Here is a 14,200-nt window from a genome sequence, read left to right as displayed (position 1 = left end):
GTACGGGGTCATCCTGAGCACGTCGGGTCAAGGTCACGTCACGATCGGCACAGCAGTCGTGGTCCCGGCCGGTTCAGCAGCGCGTCGGCTGCCCCCCGGTACGCAGCGCCTCGAGTGCCTTCAATGCCTCGTCCAGCGTGGCGACCTTCAGCATCGGCAGGCCCGGCTGCGGGTTGCGGACGGCCTCGGCGCAGTTGTCGGCGGGCACCAGGAACGCGTTCGCGCCGGCCTCCTTGGCGCCGACGAGCTTCTGCGCGATACCGCCGATCGGGCCGACGCGGCCCTCGTCGTCGATGGTGCCGGTACCGGCGATGATCTTGCCGCCGGTCAGGTCGGCCGGCTCCAGCTTGTCGATGATGCCGAGCGAGAACATCAGCCCGGCGCTCGGCCCGCCGATGTCCCCCAGGTCGATCTTGAGGGTGAACGGGTGCGGCTGCTGCTGATCGATCTCCACGCCGATCCGCGGCCGGCCGTCCTGCTCCTGGCTGGTCACCGTGGCCGTGCCCGGGGTGTCACCACGGGTGTAGCCGATCCGCAGCGCGGTGCCGGCCGGCTTCGACCGGATCAGCTCGGTCAGCTTGGCCGCGCTCGTCACCGGCACCCCGTCGACCGAGGTGAGCACGTCGTCGGGGCGCAGCACGTCGGCCGACGGCCCGCCCGCCGTGACCGCCTTGACCAGCACCTTGATCGGGTAGCCCAGCTCACGCAGGGCCGCCGTCTCGGCGCTGGTCTGCGAGTTCTGGAAGTCCTCCGCGTTGCGCTTCTCGACCTCCTCCTGCGACTGCCCCGGCGGGTAGACCAGCTCGCGCGGCACCACCGCCTCGTCCGAGGAGAACCATCCGGCCAGCGCCGAACGGAGCCGCACCGTCGGCTGCACGCCGACCGTGGTGAGCCGGAGCTGACCGGCGGACGTCGACGTCGAGCGGCCGGTCACCTGGATGACCTCCTTGCCGTCCTCGCTGCCCAGCGTGTTCACCGTCGGACCCGGGCCGAGCACCACGTACGGCAGCGGCACGCTCAGCACACCGACGCTGAGCAGTGCGGTGAGCAGGGCACCGAGCAGGACGGTCACGCCGCGACGTCTCATGCGCCAGAGCGTACCGATCCGCGCCCCGCCGCCCGGCGCGGTGACCCGAGGACTTCGCCCTCAGCGCAACGCCGAGTGGCACGACCTGCGGCGGGGCCCGCGTACCGTAGACGTCGTGCCTGATATTCCGTTCGGTTTCGCGCTCCCGGGTGGTCAACCACCGGACCCCAACGATCCCGCGGCGATGCAGCAGTTCATGTCGCAGTTGCAGCACCTGCTCTCGGCGCCGGGCAGCGGGCCGGTCAACTGGGACCTGGCCCGGCAGGTAGCCGCCAGCCAGCTCGCCGCCGCCGGCGACCCGGCGGTGTCGCCGTTCGAACGCAACGCGGTCGAGGAGGCGCTGCGCATCGCCGACCTCTGGCTGGAGCCGGCGACCTCGTGGCCCTCCGGCATCCGCACCTCGGTCGCCTGGAACCGCAACGAGTGGATCTTCAAGACGCTCGACGTGTGGCGCAAGCTCTGCGACCCGGTCGCCAGCCGGATGGTCGGCGCGATGGGCGACCTGGTGCCGCCGGAGGCCCGCGCCCAGCTCGGCCCGATGCAGTCGATGGTCGCCACGCTCGGCGGCGCCCTCTTCGGCGGCCAGCTCGGCCAGGCGCTCGGCTCGCTCGCCGCCGAGGTGCTCTCCGCCGGCGACATCGGCCTGCCGCTCGGCCCCGCCGGCACCGCCGCGCTCGTCCCCGCCAACATCAAGGCGTACGGCGAGGGCCTGGAGCTGCCCGAGGACGAGGTACGCCTCTACGTGGCCCTGCGCGAGGCCGCCCACCAGCGGCTGTTCCAGCACGTGCCGTGGCTGCGCGGGCACGTGCTGACCGCGGTGGAGAACTACGCCGCGGGCATCCGGGTCAACCGGGAGGCGATCGAGGAGGCGATGGGCCGGGTCGACCCGACCGACCCGGAGTCGATGCAGGCGATCGCGCTGGAGGGCATCTTCACGCCCGAGGACACTCCCGCGCAGAAGGCGTCGCTGGCCCGGCTGGAGACCGTACTCGCCCTGGTCGAGGGCTGGGTCTGCCACGTCGTCGACAGCGCCGCCGGTGACCGCCTCCCCAACGTCGTACGCCTCGGCGAGGCGTTCCGCCGCCGCCGCGCCGCGGGTGGCCCGGCCGAGCAGACGTTCGCCGCGCTCGTCGGTCTCGAACTGCGGCCCCGCCGGCTGCGCGAGGCCACTGTGCTGTGGGCGGCGCTGACCGAGCACCGCGGCATCGCCGGCCGGGACGCGATCTGGGGCCACCCGGACCTGCTGCCCTCCGACGACGACTTCGCCGCGCCGGAGGCGTTCGCCACGACCAGCACCGATCTCGACGACGAGCTGGCGAACTTCGACTTCTCCGCGCCGGGCGCCCCGGAGGAGAAGTCCCCCGGCGAGGACGACGACAAGCGCTGACGCAGTACACCCCCGGGCCCGCCCCGGCCCGGCCCGGCCCGTCGATCTTGGAGTTGTGGCGCCCAGGATGCCCGAGTAGCGACGTTTGTCAGGCACCACAACTCCAAGATCGGCGGAGTGGCCGGATGCGCGGAGTGGCCGGATGCGCGGAGTGGCCGGATGCGCGGCGAGGCAGTAGGGACAGGGGTCAGACGGGGCGGCCGGACAGCAGGGCCCGGGTGGCCTCCCAGCCCTCGACGGCCGGGTCGAGCGCGGCCAGGTCGGCGGGACCGCGCATCCGGCGCCAGCCGGCGGTGACCGCCACGTCCCCCGGGCTCGGCGCGGCCCGGCGCACCTCGGCCGGCGCGGTCGTGTCCAGGTCCAGCGCCGGCAACCACGCCGGTACGGGCAGTCGAGCAGCCACTCCCAGCAGCCCGGTTCCGCCTCCCTCGACCGGGGCCACCGCCACCGGCCGGGTGGTCAGCGGCCGCAGCAGCTTGCCGAGCGTCAGCCCCGGCACGTCCGGCGCGTCCGCCGCCACCACTGCCACCTGGTCGTAGACCGCCTCCGGGCCGGCAGCGGCGAGCGTCGCGAACACCGCGTTCGGCGTCGGCTCCGGCACCTCGTACACCGGGGTGCCGGGCCAGACCACGGCGTCGGCCAGCCAGCGGTCCCGCGCGGCGACCGCGACGGCGGTCTCCACCTCGTTCAGCGTGGCCAGCAGGTCCACCACGTCCTCGGCGAGGGCGGTACGCCATCGCGCCGGCTCGATTCCGGGCGGCGTCCAGGTCACCGGGCCGAGCAACGCCACCACCACACGTCGGGACACCCGCCGACCTTAACCCCACCCCACACGCGATCATGAAGTTGACGGTGACGAAACGGACGGATCACCAGGTCAACTTCATGATCGACCGCGCGGGCGCCAGAGGGCGGGGGCGCGGTCAGGGGATGGCGGCGGTGGCGGCCACGCCCTCCAGGTAGCCGCGCGCCCGCTCCGAGCGCGGGTACCGGGCGACCAGCGCCCAGAACTCGGCGTTGTGACTGGGCACGATGAGGTGCGTCAGCTCGTGCAGGAGGACGTAGTCGATCACCCAGTCGGGCATGTCCTGGATCCGGTGCGAGATCCGGATGGTGCGGTCGGCGGGGGTGCAGGAGCCCCAGCGGCCGTTCTGGTTGGTCACCCAGCGCACGCTCGCGGGCACGGCGGCCGAGCCGTACTCGGGAAGGTAGCTGTCGATCAGGCGGCGGGCGCGGGCGAGCAGTTCGGCGTCCGAGCGGGCGAGCCGGCCCTCGCGGGCGGCGAGCCGGGCCAGCATCCGGTCGACCCACTCGCTCTCCTCGGCCCGGGAGAACTGGTCGGGGATCAGCACGACGACGCGCTCCCCGTCCCGGTACGCGGACACCGTGCGCCGCCGGCGCTGACTGCGCCGTACCTCGACGACGGGCTTCCGCGTCACGGCCATTACCGGCCCGCGCAGCCTCGGTTGACTGTCACGATGGAAAGCTAATGCGTACTGACCAGGACTCCGCAAGAGTCAACACGACGACACGCGCCCGGAAAATGGCGGTTGATTGTCAGGAGTCCAGAAAAAATTCTTTGCGCTGGTAGATGACCATCACCAACCGACCCTCTGCAACGTTAAGTGATCTACGGTGAGTGACCGGCGTCAGGGGCACACGAAGGGGATCTGGGCGCTTTTACCCGGCGTGTCCGCGCGAAACTGACTTATCCGACGTAACTCGGCATGCACACTCTCGACGTCGACTAGCTCACAGAGTCGGCGTACAGCTGACATGGAACCGCCCAGACCTGGGTAGGGTCCGCCAACCACGGTCAGGTGACTGATCGCGGAGAACCCCCCGGCGCCGACGTCACGTTCGGCCGCAGGGAGACCGCCGGGACAACCTCCGGCGGACGAGACGAGGAGGCTACCGTGGCCGACCAGGCCCAGACCTACAACGGTTACTGCGTCAAGTGCAAGGAGAAGCGGGACTTCGAGGGGCACGTGGAGGTCTCGAAGACCGGCATGAACATGGCCAAGGGCAAGTGCCCGGTGTGCGGCACAACAGTGAACCGCATCCTGGGCAAGGCCAAGGTCTGACCGCTCCACGGGGAGGGCGGCCTTCGGCCGCCCTCCCCGTCGGGTAACCGACACAGTTACCCGCCAGTTGTGGAAAACCGGCGAGATCCTGTGGACAAGGCTGGCCACGGCTCGCCGCACCTGTGGACAACGAACGACGGAGCGCTTGGAGACGGTCACTATCGGTGCCGTGACCGATCCGACACCGCTCGTCCGTCCGATCCTGCTGCCCGGCCTGACCCGGCTCTGGCGCGACCGCCACACGCTCCAACTCGGTGAGCTGCCCGGCCGGGCGGTGCTGCTGGAGATGTCCTCGCCGGGCACGGCCCGCCTGCTCGACCTGCTCGACGGCACCCGCAGCGAACGCGCCGTGCTGGCCGAGGCCGGCGCCGCCCGGGTGCCGCCCGACGAGGCACGCGCGCTGCTCGACACGCTCCGCAACGCCGGCCTGGTGGTGCCCGCGCAGGCCCTGTTCCCCCGTGACCTCGCCGGCGCGGTCCGGACCCGGTTGGCAGCTGAGGCCGCCGCGCTGGCGCTTACCTGCCCCGACCTGCCCGGCACACCGGCCCGGCTGCTGCGCCGCCGCCGGTCCGCCCGGGTGCTGGTCACCGGCACGGGACGACTCGGCGCGGCGGTCGCCGTCGCGCTGGCCCAGGCCGGCGTCGGGCACGTCGTACCCGATCTGGCCGGCCCGGTCGGCGTCGGCGACCTGGTCGGGACCGGCCTGACCGCCGCGGAGCTGGGCCGGCCGCTGGGCCCGGCGGTACGCGCGGCGCTGGAGCGGTGCGCGCCGGGCACTGCCACGACCCCGATCCGGGCGGCCCGGCCGGACCTGGTGGTGCAGCTCGGCGTGGACCGGCCGGCCGAGCTGCTGGCCACCGGGTACGCCCGCCGACGCCAGCCCCACCTGCTGCTCGACCTGCGCGGCGGCGTACCCGTGATCGGCCCGCTGGTCCGCCCACCCGTCGGTCCGTGCCTGCGCTGCCTCGACCTGCACCGCGGCGACCGGGACCCGGACTGGCCGGCGCTCGCCGCCCAGCTCGGCGGCGCGGTGGAGGTCGCAGCCCCGGGCCGGGTGCGTCACCGACGGTGGCCGCCGCACCCCTCCTGTGGCTGCTGCCGGCGTCGCCCGATCCGGTCGGCCCCGGCCGCTCCCGGCCGCACGGCAGCAGCGAGGGCCCCAAGTCGGTAACAATGGCCGGGTGACCGACATCCCGCGCCGGGCCGTGTCCCGCACCGCCAAACTCGCCGCCCTGCCGCTCGGATTCGCCGGTCGAACCGTCCTCGGCATGGGCAAGCGGGTGACCGGGCTCGCGTCCGACGTCATCTCCGCCGAGATCCAGCAGCGCACCGCCGAGCAGCTGTTCAGCGTGCTCGGGCAGCTCAAGGGCGGGGCGATGAAGTTCGGCCAGGCCCTGTCGGTGTTCGAGGCGGCGCTGCCCGAGGAGGTGGCCGCACCCTACCGGCAGGCGCTCACCAAGCTCCAGGAGGCCGCCCCGCCGCTGCCGGCGGCGACAGTGCACAAGGTGCTCGCCGAGCAGCTCGGCCCGGACTGGCGCGACCGGTTCGTCGAGTTCAACGACACCCCGGCCGCGGCGGCCAGCATCGGCCAGGTGCACCGCGCCCTCTGGCGCGACCCCGGGTACGGCCCGAACGGCGGCCCGCAGCACCGGGACGTGGCCGTGAAGATCCAGTACCCGGGCGCAGGTGACGCCCTGCTCGCCGATCTCAAGCAGCTCTCCCGGCTCGGCGGCATGTTCCGGGCGATCCAGCCGGGGCTGGACGTGAAGCCGCTCCTGGCCGAGCTGCGCGAGCGCATCACCGAGGAGCTGGACTACGAGCTGGAGGCGGAGTCGCAGCGGGCGTTCGCCGCCGCGTACGCCGACGACCCGGACATCTTCATCCCGGAGGTGCTCGACGCCGCGCCCCGGGTGCTGATCACCGAGTGGGTGGAGGGCATCCCGCTGTCCCAGATCATCCGGGAGGGCACCGAGGAGCAGCGCGACGAGGCCGGCCGGCTGATGGCCGAGCTGCACCTGTCCGCGCCGGAGCGGGCCGGGTTGCTGCACGCCGACCCGCACCCGGGCAACTTCCGGCTGCTGCCGGACGGGCGGCTCGGCGTGATCGACTTCGGCGCGGTGGCCCGGATGCCGCAGGGCACGCCGGAGCCGATCGGCCGGATCGCGGCGCTCGCGCTGAACGGCGACGCCGACGCCGTGGTGGAGGGGCTGCGCGCCGAGGGCTTCGTCAGCCGCACCGAGTCGATCGACGCCCCGGCGATGCTCGACTTCCTGCGTCCGATGCTGGAGCCGATCGCGGCCGACGAGTTCCGCTTCACCCGGGCCTGGCTGCGCGCCGAGGCGACCCGGCTGGCCAGTCCCCGCTCCCCCGCGTACCAGCTCAGCCGCCAGCTCAACCTGCCCCCGTCGTATCTGATGATCCACCGGGTCACGCTGGGTTCGATCGGCGTGCTCTGCCAGCTGGAGGCGAAGGCGTCCTACCGGTCGATCCTGGAACGCTGGCTGCCCGGCTTCGCGCCGGTGCCCTGAGCACCGGCTGGGCACGGAACAGGCGAAGGGGCGGTGACCAGCAGGTCACCGCCCCTTCCTCACGCGATCGTTCTACAGGACGCCCAGGTCGCGTGCCGACTGGCTGCGACTCCGCATGGCGACGGTACGGGCGGAACGGGTTGCCTCAGTGCTCGTGGTGGTGCGACCGGCCTGAGGCCGGCGCATTCGGGCCCTGGACAACGCTTCGTGGAGTAGTTGCATCTCGAATCCGTTCGGCAGGTTCAGCATCAGAATTTCTCTCTCAGGTCGGCCGGTGGAGGGACACCGGCATCGGTCGGTCTTGGAACGTAGGTGTGTCAGGCTGCCAGCCGGACGGCGCTACGCGACTCGGACAGCCCGCTGGCCGCCAGTCGCGCCTCCGCCTCGACCCGGAGCTGCGCGTCGCGGGCGAGGTCCTCCTTGCGCGGACGGCCACGGGGCCGCTTGCGCGGGACGACCGCGCCACGCTCGAAGATCTCGCCGCCCCAGACGCCCCAGGGCTCGGCTCGCTCGACCGCCCCGGCCAGGCACTCGACGCGCAGCGGGCAGTCCCCGCAGAGCGACTTGGCCAGCTCGAGCTCGGCGGGCGAGTCGGAGAACCACAGGTCGGGGTCGAACTTCCGGCAGGGCAGGTTCGCCTCCACGTCGACGCTCACGTCGAGGGGGGCCAACGCCAGACTCATCCTCCGGTCACCTCTCTCTCACTTCGATCTCGTGGATCGCATTCCGACGTACTTCGGCGGGACAAAAAACTGAGGCCGCGGATCCCGGTATGCGGGTTCCGCGGCCTCGAGGTGAGCCGGCGTCTGATGGATCAGACCGGTATACCTCGAGGTGGAACGCCGCGGACATCCGTGCGCTTCTTGGCGCCATCGATGCCCTTGCCCGCGAAGCCACTGGTCCCCTCGACTCCGGCGATCGGCGCAACGGTCAGGTTCAGCTCGGCCTGAACCTGGACCTGGTGCACCTGCGGAGCCGACGGTCGAGCGGCGAGGGCCACCCGGACAGCCGACAGCGGAGCGACGGCAGACGGCATCGCCGCGAGACGCTCATAGTTGAAGATCTTCACTGGTGCCACCTCCCTACTCTCCTCGTGCCGACCGTGGACTCATCCCCGTTGAGCAGCCAGAACAGCGCCGCTCGCGAGGTGTGTCATGAGGCTATTCCTCGCCCTCGGGCGAGGGCAAACGATTTACGGCTAGTTTTCAGAAGTTTTCTGTGAGCAGACCTCGTCCACCGTGGCGCCCGCCACCAGGGCGAGGACCGTATCACCGTAAAGCCCGACTTTTCGGGGCCCGATCCCGGCGATCGCCACCAGTTCCTCGGTGCGACCGGGCTTCCGTTCGGCCAGCGCGGTGAGCGTGGCGTCGGTGAAGACCACGTACGCCGGCACCTTCTGCGCTCCCGCGACCCGCTGCCGCCAATCGCGCAGCCGTTCGTACAGCTCCTCGTCGATGTCCGACGGGCAGGTCGGGCAGCGGCCCAGTTTGCGGTCCGCGCCGGCGAGCAGCGTCGCGCCGCAGATCCGGCACGAGACCACCTGCGGCCGGCGCCGCTCGGCCCGCCGCGCCGGTCCGCCGCCGCCGGCCCGCTCGCCGCCGCCGGAGCGGTCGAGCTGCGGCAGGAACCGCGACGGCCGCCGGGCCCGCCCACCCGGCGAGCGCGCCGTGGCGTACGACAGCCAGAGCCACTCCCGGGCCCGGGTGATCCCGACGTAGAGCAGCCGCCGTTCCTCCTCGACCTGCTCCATGGTCTTCGCGTACGTGGTGGGCAGCGTGCCCTCGGCCAGCCCGACCAGGAACACCGCGTCCCACTCCAGCCCCTTCGCCGAGTGCAGCGACGCGAGCGTGACCCCCTCGACGGTGGGCACGTGCTGCTGGGCGGCCCGCCGGGCCAGTTCCTCGGTGAACCCGGTCAGCCCCGGCTCCGCCTCGGCGTCGGCGGCGTACTCCTCGGCGAGCTGGACCAGCGCGGCGAGCGCCTCCCACCGCTCGCGCGCGGCGCCGCCGGGCGGGGGCGCGTCGGGCGCCCAGCCGACCGCCGAGAGCCCTTCGACCACGGCGGCCGGCAGCGGCGTGTCGACGGACGCCGACCGGGTGGCGGCGCGCAGCGCGATCATCGCCTGGCGCACCTCGGGCCGTTCGAAGAACCGCTCCGCGCCCTGGAGCACGTACGGCACGCCGGCCTCGGAAAGCGCCTTCTCGTACGCCTCGGACTGCGCGTTGGTGCGGAACAGCACAGCGATCTCCCGCGCCGGGGTGCCGCCCGCGACCAGCGCCCGGCAGCGGGCGGCGACCGCGTTCGCCTCGGCCGGCTCGTCGGTGAAGATCCGCAGTTCCGGCTCCGGACCGGGCCGGCGCTGGCCGTGCAGCTCCAGCCGCAGCCGCGCCTCGGTGCCCCGCGCCTGGGAGATCACCGCGTTGGCCAGCCCGACCACCTGCGGGGTGGAGCGGTAGTCGCGGACCAGCCGGACCACTGTCGCGCCCCGGTGCAGCCGGGGGAAGTCGACCAGGTACGACGAGGTCGCGCCGGTGAACGAGTAGATCGTCTGGCTGGCGTCGCCGACCACTGTCAGGTCGTCCCGGCCACCCAGCCACGCCTCCAGCAGCCGCTGCTGGAGCGGGTTGACGTCCTGGTACTCGTCGACCACGAAGTGCCGGTACTGGTTGCGCACCTGCTCGGCGACGTCCGGGTGCTCCTCGATGCCCCAGACCGCGGCGCGCAGCATGTCCTCGAAGTCGATCACCCCGTTGCCGCGCTTGAGCCGCTCGTACGCGTCGAACACGTCGGCCACCCGGGCCGGCTCGTACGGCGTCTCGCGCAGCGCCTTGGCCGCGGCGACCACGTATTCCCCGGGCTCGACCAGCGACGACTTGGCCCATTCGATCTCGGCGGCGAGGTCGCGCGCGGCGGCCCGGTCGGCGCGCAGCCCGACCTTGGCGGCGGCGAGCGTGACCACCCGCACCTTGCTGTCCAGCAGCTCCGGCATGGCCCGCCCGGCCAGCAGCCGGGGCGCGAAGTAGCGGACCTGCCGCAGCGCCGCCGCGTGGAACGTGCGCGCCTGCACCCCCTGCACGCCGAGCACGGTGAGGCGGCTGCGCATCTCGGCCGCGGCGCGGGCGGTGAACGTGACCGCCAGCACGTGCCGGCCGGCGATGTCGCCGGTCAGCGCCCGGTACGCGATCCGCGACGTCACCGCCCGCGTCTTGCCGGTGCCGGCGCCGGCCAGGATGCAGACCGGCCCGGCCGGGGCGGTCACCGCGGACCGCTGCTCCGGATCCAGCCCGGCCAGCACCCGTTCCGCACCTGAGTGAACGCCCACAGCAGGGAATCATCCCAGCATCGTGTGACGTTGCAGCGGTTAGCCTGGCCTGATCGGACCGGGCGCGAGCCACCCCTTGGAGGACCAGACCATGCTGACGATGTATTCCACCCCGTGGTGCGGCTACTGCCACCGGCTGAAGTCGCAGCTCGACCGGGAGGGCATCGCGTACGAGGTGGTCGACATCGAGCAGGACCCCGCGGCCGCGGACTTCGTGATGAGCGTCAACGGCGGCAACCAGACCGTCCCGACGCTGCGCTTCGCCGACGGCAGCGCCCTGACCAACCCCTCGATCAACCAGGTCAAGCAGCACCTGGCCGCGCTGCCCGGCTGATCTCCCGCGACACTGCGAGCGGCCGTACCCGACCCGGGTACGGCCGCTCGCCGTCGTTCAGGAGCCGCCCCGACTGAGCGCGCCGTCGTCGGCCGGCTTCCGGGGCCCCGGGATCCGCACCGGCCCGGCGACCGGCGCGCTCAGCCCGCGGCCCCGCCACAGGTAGAGGCCGGCCGCCGTGGTGACCGCCCCGACCACTGCGAACAGCAGCCGGTAGTCGAACACGCCGACGAGCAGCGCGCCGGTGCCGATGGAGAGCGCCTGCGGACCGCTGACCAGGGCCTCCGACGCCGCGGTGACCCGGCCGAGCAGCCGCGGCGGGGTCCGCCGCTGGATCAGCGTGTTCAACCCCACCATGGTCAGCGGTAGCGACAGGCCGGCCAGCAGCAGCGCCACCACCCCGAGCCACAACCGGGGGTACGCGAGCGCCAGCGCGGCCGGTCCGAAGAACGTCACCCCGGCGGCCAGCGCCCCGACTTCGCCGTACCGGCGGACCACGGCGGCCGAGAACAGGCCGCCGACCAGGCCGCCGACGCCCTGCACCATGACCAGCACGCCGACGAACGCGGCCTCGCGGCGCAGACCCAGGTCGACGTACGCGAAGATCAGCGACTCGGTGAAGCCCATCACCAGCGAGCCGAGCCCGTACCCGAGCAGCGCCCGGCGCAGCGCCGGCTCGCCGGTCAGGTGGCGCAGCCCGGCGCTCAGCTCGGACGGCCCGCGGCGGCCGGACCGGGACGGTTCCCGCTCCTGCGCCCGCAGCCGGCCGACCACCGCCGCGGCCACCAGGAATCCGGTCATGGCCAGGACGGCGAGCAGCCAGCCGCCGACGGCGGCGTAGACGCCCGCCCCGGCGAGCGGCCCGATCAGCCGCAGGCCCTGCCGGACCGTCTGCAGCAGTCCGTTCGCGTCGGCCAGCGACTCGGCCGGAACCAGATGCCGGATCAGTCCGTTGAGCACGGCGGCGAGGGTGATGTACGACAGTCCGTAGAACGCCGCGACCACGTAGATCACCCAGACGTCGGAGCGGTCCCGGACCGTGAGCAGCGGACTGAGCAGCGCCGCGGCGACCAGGTTGGCGGCGATGAAGAAGGGTTTCCGGCGGTAGCGGTCGACCACCCAGCCGACGAGCGGGGCGAGGGCCATCGGTGCGATGACCGCGAAGATGGTCGCCCCCGCCATGCTGTCCGACCCGGTCAGATCCTTGACCCAGACGGCCAGGGCGAGCAGCAGCACCGACTCCGCCGCCATGCTCGCCACCACTGCGGCGAAGAGGAAACGGAAGTCGGGGCGGCGCAGGACGGTGCGCATCGGGTTGCCTCCGGCAGGGGTGCGCCACCAGGGGCGCGTCGGGGGTGGGCGCTGGTGAAGACACCCTCCACAGTCCTCTTTTTGTCTCGTGACACGCCCGTGCCGGAACCTCCGACGCCGGTCGCGACGTCCATACTGACCGTGGGGGGCGAATTTCATACAGTTACCGTCGCGTCCTGCGACGGTCGACGGGAAAGAGGACGCCGTGCCTCCTGCCGTACCAGGCCCGATTCTGCGCCGCCGTCGACTCGGCATCGAGCTGCGCCGGCTCCGCGAACAGGCCGGTCTGACCGGTGACCAGGTCATCGAGCGGATCGGCTGGGCCTCCGCATCCAAGTTGTCCCGCCTGGAGAACGGCCGCAGCCGGCCCGACCCGGACGACGTGGACGTGCTGTTGACGCTCTACGGCGCCGACGAGGAGCAGCGCGCGGAACTGACCGGCATCACCCACGAGGCCGGCGACATGCGCGGCTGGCTGCGCAACTTCCCGGTGATGACCCAGCAGCAGCGCGCCTTCGCCGAGCTGGAGGCCGGCTGCGCGGAGATCTCCGAGTACAACCCGGTGCTGGTCCCGGGGCTGCTGCAGACGCCCGGGTACGCCCGGCACCGGATCATGTCGGCCGCGCAGGTCGCCGCCCAGGCCGGCGACCAGGAGCACGAGGACCCGGAGACCGAGGTACGCGCGCGGCAGGCCCGCCAGTCGCTGCTGACCCGCTCCCCCGACGTGCCCCGGTACACGGCCGTGCTGGAGGAGGCCGCCCTCGGCCGGCGGGCCGGCCCGCCGGAGGTGCTGCACGACCAGCTCGTCCACCTGTGCGAGATGGCCCTGCTCCCGAACGTGACGTTGCTGCTGCTGTTGCGGGACACCCGGGTCGGCGACTGGTACCTTCCGCCGACCGCGTTCTCGGTCTACCGGTTCGCCGATCCGCTCGATCCGGAGACATTGGCCATCGAAGGTGGGTTCACCGACGTCATGTCGACCGAGGTGAACACCCTAAATCGCTATAAAGTGGTGTTCGAGTGGCTATGCTCGTCGGCACTCTCCGCATCGGACACCCTCTCCTGGTTGATCGAGGCGACAGGACGGCTGACCGGCACGGCAGTCGAGTCCACGGCGGTGTACGGGCCGGCAACGGCGCCGACCCAGCGCCGCCGGGACTCGGGGCGCCTCACCACGGAGCGGTGATCCGGTAGGGACACCGTCCGCGCTCCGGCGTCGCTCGGTCCCATCGGAGCACCTCACCAGGAGCAAGCACCATGAACAAGATCCGTACCAGCACGACCGCCCTCTCGGGACAGCTCGTGGGCGCCGCCTGGCGCAAGAGCACCCGCAGCCAGACCTCCAACTGCGTGGAGGTCGCGCCGCTCGGCACCGGGCCGGCGACCATGGCGCTGCGGGACAGCAAGGACCCGAGCGGGCCGGTCCTGCTGTTCGACCGGGCCGGCTGGCTCGGCTTCCTCGCCGGAGCGAAGAACGGTCAGTTCGATCTGGACTGATCCGGCGAACGTTCGGGGCCGTCGGCGTCACGCCGGCGGCCCCCTCGCGTGTCCGGCCCCGACAACGGTGCTGACCTGGCATCCCCCGATCGGTCGAGGTGGCGCGTTCCACTTGTCGGGAGGACACATCGGCGTAACATGACGCGGGAGTGACGTGGAAGTTCCAGCGGGTAACCGTCCACTCTCCGGGGGACACCATGCGGTTCCTGATCGTCCGCACCGAGATCCGTACCGCCGCCGACGCCGACATCGCCGCCGCCTGGGCCGGTGGGGGCCGCCTGCGGGACGAGACGAGCACGCCGGAACCCCGCCGCCAGGTCGTCCACGCCGAGGACCGGGACGCCGCGCTCCTGCTCGCCCGAGCGCTGTCCGCCGTCGGGGCGGTACGCGCCGGCCGGCACCGGGTCAAGGTGCTGCCCATCGAGGAGCCCGCACCGGGGCAGCCGTACCGCTGGCACGGTGGATGACCGGACGCTGACGTCCGTCGTGGCCGGACCGGCTTCCCCCGCCGATCATCGCCTCACCCGGCCACGACGGCCCGTGTTCCCGGCCCGCGACCGTCGCGGCAACGACGGTCCGGGCCGGGACCGTGCCCGCCCGGCCCTGTGCCCGCCAGCCGAAACGCCCCAACCCGACGGGCGGGCGGGCGG

General features: G+C 72.7%; 15 protein-coding genes. 8 read left to right on the top strand and 7 right to left on the bottom strand.

All coding sequences use genetic code 11. The annotated features are described in order from the left end of the window. Window positions 1-73: 73 nt before the first annotated feature. A complete protein-coding gene (locus tag DQE82_RS28250) occupies window positions 74-1,087 on the bottom strand; it encodes a PDZ domain-containing protein (RefSeq protein ID WP_176722737.1) in 1,014 nt (337 codons plus the stop codon). Window positions 1,088-1,202: 115 nt separating this feature from the next. Here DQE82_RS28250 and DQE82_RS28245 point away from each other — a divergent pair, with 115 nt between their 5' ends. Then, window positions 1,203-2,474, top strand: a complete 1,272-nt coding sequence (locus DQE82_RS28245) for a zinc-dependent metalloprotease (protein WP_082931089.1) — start codon at window positions 1,203-1,205, stop codon at window positions 2,472-2,474. Window positions 2,475-2,661: 187 nt separating this feature from the next. Here the strand turns inward: DQE82_RS28245 and DQE82_RS28240 are convergent, their stop codons facing one another. Both DQE82_RS28240 and DQE82_RS28235 read right to left on the bottom strand, forming a co-directional pair. Next, window positions 2,662-3,282, bottom strand: a complete 621-nt coding sequence (locus tag DQE82_RS28240; protein WP_113974682.1) for a hypothetical protein — start codon at window positions 3,280-3,282, stop codon at window positions 2,662-2,664. Window positions 3,283-3,397: 115 nt separating this feature from the next. Further along, window positions 3,398-3,919, bottom strand: a complete 522-nt coding sequence (locus tag DQE82_RS28235; RefSeq protein WP_043328464.1) for a M48 family metallopeptidase — start codon at window positions 3,917-3,919, stop codon at window positions 3,398-3,400. A gap of 471 nt (window positions 3,920-4,390) precedes the next feature. Between DQE82_RS28235 and DQE82_RS31265 the strand changes: the two genes are divergently transcribed. From DQE82_RS31265 to DQE82_RS28225, 3 genes are all read left to right on the top strand, one after another. After that, a complete protein-coding gene (locus DQE82_RS31265; protein ID WP_007464795.1) occupies window positions 4,391-4,558 on the top strand; it encodes a DUF5679 domain-containing protein in 168 nt (55 codons plus the stop codon). Between the two features lie 169 nt (window positions 4,559-4,727). Continuing rightward, window positions 4,728-5,729 carry a hypothetical protein gene (locus DQE82_RS28230; RefSeq protein ID WP_147265176.1) on the top strand — a complete coding sequence of 334 codons (1,002 nt, stop codon included), beginning with the start codon at window positions 4,728-4,730 and terminating at the stop codon, window positions 5,727-5,729. A 10-nt stretch (window positions 5,730-5,739) separates the two neighbouring features. After that, window positions 5,740-7,086, top strand: coding sequence for an AarF/ABC1/UbiB kinase family protein (locus DQE82_RS28225; RefSeq protein WP_113974680.1), 1,347 nt, complete (start codon window positions 5,740-5,742; stop codon window positions 7,084-7,086). Window positions 7,087-7,403: 317 nt separating this feature from the next. Here DQE82_RS28225 and DQE82_RS28220 read toward each other — a convergent pair whose 3' ends face one another. The 3 genes from DQE82_RS28220 to DQE82_RS28210 all read right to left on the bottom strand — a co-directional run bounded on the left by DQE82_RS28220 (window position 7,404) and on the right by DQE82_RS28210 (window position 10,408). Next, window positions 7,404-7,769: a WhiB family transcriptional regulator gene (locus DQE82_RS28220; RefSeq protein WP_030503670.1), complete on the bottom strand. Its 366-nt coding sequence runs from the start codon at window positions 7,767-7,769 to the stop codon at window positions 7,404-7,406. A gap of 131 nt (window positions 7,770-7,900) precedes the next feature. After that, window positions 7,901-8,155, bottom strand: coding sequence for a hypothetical protein (locus DQE82_RS28215; RefSeq protein WP_113974679.1), 255 nt, complete (start codon window positions 8,153-8,155; stop codon window positions 7,901-7,903). A gap of 129 nt (window positions 8,156-8,284) precedes the next feature. Further along, window positions 8,285-10,408, bottom strand: a complete 2,124-nt coding sequence (locus tag DQE82_RS28210) for an ATP-dependent DNA helicase UvrD2 (protein ID WP_043328460.1) — start codon at window positions 10,406-10,408, stop codon at window positions 8,285-8,287. Window positions 10,409-10,499: 91 nt separating this feature from the next. On the opposite strand from DQE82_RS28210, the gene DQE82_RS28205 reads away from it, so the two are divergent. After that, window positions 10,500-10,742: a mycoredoxin gene (locus DQE82_RS28205; RefSeq protein WP_043328458.1), complete on the top strand. Its 243-nt coding sequence runs from the start codon at window positions 10,500-10,502 to the stop codon at window positions 10,740-10,742. A 57-nt stretch (window positions 10,743-10,799) separates the two neighbouring features. Here DQE82_RS28205 and DQE82_RS28200 read toward each other — a convergent pair whose 3' ends face one another. Next, a complete protein-coding gene (locus DQE82_RS28200) occupies window positions 10,800-12,053 on the bottom strand; it encodes an MFS transporter (RefSeq protein ID WP_113974678.1) in 1,254 nt (417 codons plus the stop codon). A 205-nt stretch (window positions 12,054-12,258) separates the two neighbouring features. Between DQE82_RS28200 and DQE82_RS28195 the strand changes: the two genes are divergently transcribed. The 3 genes from DQE82_RS28195 to DQE82_RS28185 all read left to right on the top strand — a co-directional run bounded on the left by DQE82_RS28195 (window position 12,259) and on the right by DQE82_RS28185 (window position 14,017). After that, window positions 12,259-13,239 carry a helix-turn-helix transcriptional regulator gene (locus DQE82_RS28195; protein ID WP_030503665.1) on the top strand — a complete coding sequence of 327 codons (981 nt, stop codon included), beginning with the start codon at window positions 12,259-12,261 and terminating at the stop codon, window positions 13,237-13,239. 71 nt (window positions 13,240-13,310) lie between these two features. After that, on the top strand, window positions 13,311-13,550 hold the full coding sequence (locus DQE82_RS28190) for a DUF397 domain-containing protein (RefSeq protein WP_069087338.1): 240 nt from the start codon (window positions 13,311-13,313) through the stop codon (window positions 13,548-13,550). Window positions 13,551-13,747: 197 nt separating this feature from the next. Beyond that, window positions 13,748-14,017, top strand: coding sequence for a hypothetical protein (locus tag DQE82_RS28185; RefSeq protein ID WP_064447902.1), 270 nt, complete (start codon window positions 13,748-13,750; stop codon window positions 14,015-14,017). The last annotated feature ends 183 nt before the right edge of the window (window positions 14,018-14,200 follow it).

This window comes from Micromonospora sp. LHW51205 (assembly GCF_003315815.1).
In the GTDB taxonomy this organism is placed as follows: Bacteria; Actinomycetota; Actinomycetes; order Mycobacteriales; family Micromonosporaceae; genus Micromonospora; species Micromonospora chalcea.
The sequence above is the reverse complement of the archived record's forward strand: the minus strand, read 5'-3'. Positions and strand labels throughout refer to the sequence as shown.

Coding starts and splice junctions, on each gene's coding strand:
- DQE82_RS28250 (WP_176722737.1), bottom strand. CDS start 1,087: ATGAGACGTCGCGGCGTGACCGTCCTGCTCGGTGCCCTGCTCACCGCA.
- DQE82_RS28220 (WP_030503670.1), bottom strand. CDS start 7,769: ATGAGTCTGGCGTTGGCCCCCCTCGACGTGAGCGTCGACGTGGAGGCG.
- DQE82_RS28190 (WP_069087338.1), top strand. CDS start 13,311: ATGAACAAGATCCGTACCAGCACGACCGCCCTCTCGGGACAGCTCGTG.
- DQE82_RS28200 (WP_113974678.1), bottom strand. CDS start 12,053: ATGCGCACCGTCCTGCGCCGCCCCGACTTCCGTTTCCTCTTCGCCGCA.
- DQE82_RS28205 (WP_043328458.1), top strand. CDS start 10,500: ATGCTGACGATGTATTCCACCCCGTGGTGCGGCTACTGCCACCGGCTG.
- DQE82_RS28185 (WP_064447902.1), top strand. CDS start 13,748: ATGCGGTTCCTGATCGTCCGCACCGAGATCCGTACCGCCGCCGACGCC.
- DQE82_RS28235 (WP_043328464.1), bottom strand. CDS start 3,919: ATGGCCGTGACGCGGAAGCCCGTCGTCGAGGTACGGCGCAGTCAGCGC.